Origin of the sequence: Cellulosimicrobium cellulans (assembly GCF_042723955.1) — a bacterium.
In the GTDB taxonomy this organism is placed as follows: domain Bacteria; phylum Actinomycetota; class Actinomycetes; order Actinomycetales; family Cellulomonadaceae; genus Cellulosimicrobium; species Cellulosimicrobium cellulans_H.
Genome location: NZ_JBHXIC010000171.1, coordinates 1 through 2,373, shown reverse-complemented (window position 1 = coordinate 2,373; position 2,373 = coordinate 1). Strand labels below are relative to the sequence as shown.

Below are 2,373 nucleotides of genomic sequence, written 5' to 3'. Positions count from 1 at the left end.
CCCCGCCCCCGGGCGCGCGCCCCCGCGCGCCCGGCCCGCCCACCCCCCCCCCCGCGCCCCCGGCGCGCCCCCGCGCCGGTGGTCTCAGGGGGTGGGGTCGGCGGGCAGGTGGCGGCGCACGACCTCCTCGATCTCCTCGGGCGACGCGCCCGCGGCGCGCAGCCGCGCCATCTCGGCCCAGCCGTCCTGGCCGCCGACCTCGCCCGTCTCCAGGCGTGCGGCGAACCGGTCGATCCACGTGCGCTCCGCGCGCAGCATGGCCAGCCGGTAGTCGGCCTCGACGAGGAAGATCTCCGGCAGCCCGGCCGCCGCGGCGCCGGTGAGACCGGCGTCGCGCGTGCGGATCTCGTTGTCGAGCGACGCGAGGCGCGCGCGCAGGAGCGCCGCGACCTCCTCCGGCGAGAGCATCGCGATGAGCGACAGCCCGGCCTCGACGTCCGGGTACTCCTTGGAGGGCACGGCGAGCAGCTCGCGCAGCCACGCGGCCGCCTCGACCTTGCCCGCCTCCGTGATCTCGTAGACGACGCGCTCGGGCCGGTTGCCCTCGCGCTCCGAGTGCGACGGCGTGATGAAGCCGTGCTTCTCGAGCGACTTGATGACGGAGTACAGCGAGCCGAAGTTGAGCCGGATGCTGTCGTCCTTGCCCCGCTCGCGCAGGGTCGTCGTGATCTCGTACGGGTACATGGGTCGCTCGGCGAGGCTCGCGAGCACGGCGAGCGCGAGCGGGTTGGACACGGGACGACGGGACACGGCTCACCTCCGAATACTTGGTTCAGAGTATTCGATCCCGATTGCTCGCACAAGGCCACCGGCGTGCGCCGTACAGGGTTCGACGACAGCCGTCGCGCATGATGGGTCCATGCAGATCCGCGTCGCCGCCTACGCCGTGATCGTCCGCGAGGACGGGAGGATGCTCCTCCCCCACTGGAGCGAGGGGGACCACGGCGGCTGGACTCTTCCCGGCGGCGGCATCGACCCCGGCGAGCACCCCGAGGCCGCGGCCGTCCGTGAGGTGCGTGAGGAGACCGGCTACGACGTCGAGCTCGACGGCCTCCTCGGCGTGGACAGCATCGTCGTCGCCGGGGCCGACCGGCTGCGCGTGGAGGACCGCGACCGGTCGCTGCACGCCATCCGGATCGTCTACCGCGCCCATGTGGTGGGCGGTGAGCTGCGCGTCGAGGAGGACGAGTCGACCGACGACGTCGGCTGGTTCACCCCCGACGAGGTCGACGCGCTCCAACGCGTGGGGCTCGTCGACCTCGGCCGCCGCTGGGCCGGCCTGCTGCCCGTCTCGTCGTGACACGACCCGCCGCGCTCCGGTCGCGACGACGGCCCGGTGCCACCATGCTGGCCGCGCTCGCCGCCGGCATCTTCGTGCCGGTCGTCCTCGCCGGGTGCACGCCGGACGACGGCGCGTCGCCGCCAGGCCCGGGGCCGGTCATGACGACGCCCACCGACGACACGTCCGGTGCCGAGGGCACCGCGGAGGCCGGTGGTGACGACGCCGCGGAACCCGAGGCCGTGCACGTGACCGTGGGGCCGGTGACCGTCGAGATCGCAGCGCCCCCGCTCCCGCCGACCGCACCGGGCGAGGGCGCTCCGGCGGTGGTCGTCTCGGCGGGCGACGAGGGTGCGTCGGACGTCGCGCTCGTCCTCGCCGACGCCCCGGCCCTGGTCTCGGTCGAGGGCGGCTCGCTCGTGCGCCACGCCGACGGCACCCTGACGGTGCTGGACGACGGCGGCACCCCCGTCGGCGGGTTCGGCGCCCCGCGCGTCGCCGGTCCGCACGCCGCGCAGCCAAGCGACGGCACGGCCCCGGGCGACGCGGTGGGCGGGGACAGCGCCGCCACGGGCGAGCCTTCGCCCGGGAATCCGGGCGTGCGGGTCGTGCTCGTCGACGGGCACCGGGCGGAGGTGACGCTCGTGCCCGCGGCGGGGACGCCGTCGGGCACCTCGTCAGGCGCCGCCGCGTGGGACGTCGTCGTCCCGCTCGGGACGCAGGCGGTACGGAGCACCGACTGGGGTGAGCGCGAGGGCGGGCGGTCGCTCGCCGTCGACCCGACCGCGTGGGCGCGCGCCGCGGGGCAGGCGGGCCAGGAGCTCGTATGGACGCAGCTCGTCGCCGCCGAGCCGGAGGTCGACACCCCGACCATGCACGACCAGCTCGTGTGCCACGCCGTCGGTGCCCCGGACAAGGCGACGTGGAACCTGGAGCCCTGGCGGCCCGACGTCGGGCTGCTCGCCACGATGGCGGAGCGCTGCAACCCGACCTGACACCAGGCCCTCGGCTCACGCCAAGCACGACGGCGCACGCGGTCGGGCGAGCACGAGGGGGGGGGGGGTGGGGGGGGGAGCGCCCGAGCGACCCGTCGG

The 2,373-nt window shown here is 75.9% G+C and carries 3 protein-coding genes; 2 read left to right on the top strand and 1 reads right to left on the bottom strand.

Features of this window, described 5'->3' with window-relative positions; all coding sequences use genetic code 11:
• Positions 1-84: 84 nt before the first annotated feature.
• Positions 85-750: a PadR family transcriptional regulator gene (locus ACFWH7_RS20995; RefSeq protein ID WP_375822603.1), complete on the bottom strand. Its 666-nt coding sequence runs from the start codon at positions 748-750 to the stop codon at positions 85-87.
• Between the two features lie 109 nt (positions 751-859).
• On the opposite strand from ACFWH7_RS20995, the gene ACFWH7_RS20990 reads away from it, so the two are divergent.
• Together ACFWH7_RS20990 and ACFWH7_RS20985 are read left to right on the top strand one after the other, a co-directional pair.
• The gene (locus tag ACFWH7_RS20990) at positions 860-1,300 is read left to right on the top strand and encodes an NUDIX hydrolase (RefSeq protein WP_378219620.1); all 441 of its coding nucleotides are present in this window, start codon (positions 860-862) and stop codon (positions 1,298-1,300) included.
• Complete coding sequence (locus ACFWH7_RS20985) at positions 1,297-2,274, top strand: DUF2599 domain-containing protein (RefSeq protein ID WP_378219619.1); 978 nt, start codon at positions 1,297-1,299, stop codon at positions 2,272-2,274. The genes ACFWH7_RS20990 and ACFWH7_RS20985 overlap by 4 nt, the downstream gene beginning before the upstream one ends.
• Positions 2,275-2,373 lie beyond the last annotated feature (99 nt).